At 61.9% G+C, this 223-nt stretch carries 1 protein-coding gene; it reads left to right on the top strand.

Annotated elements, in window-relative coordinates; translation table 11 throughout:
* Positions 1-82 precede the first annotated feature (82 nt).
* Positions 83-223 (top strand): hypothetical protein (locus GYA94_RS28825; protein WP_167524240.1); only part of this gene is annotated, 141 nt, incomplete at its 3' end.

Here is a 223-nt window from a genome sequence, read left to right as displayed (position 1 = left end):
GCCTGCTGGAAAGGCGTGCGGGCAAACATCGCGGGGCGATGCGTCGCCTCGTCAGTCAATAGCCCAAGGCTCTGGAATATTCATGTCGGACCGTTTCGAACTCTACCTCACCTGCCCCAAAGGTCTTGAAGGCCTGCTTGCCGAAGAGGCCAAAAGCCTTGGCCTGGACGAAGTGCGTGAGCACACCTCGGCCATCCGCGGCGCCGCCGACATGGAAACCGCC

Origin of the sequence: Pseudomonas juntendi, assembly GCF_009932375.1 — a bacterium.
GTDB classification, from domain to species: domain Bacteria; phylum Pseudomonadota; class Gammaproteobacteria; order Pseudomonadales; family Pseudomonadaceae; genus Aquipseudomonas; species Aquipseudomonas juntendi.
Note: the sequence above shows the minus strand (reverse complement) of the source record. Positions and strands in the feature narration are given on the sequence as shown.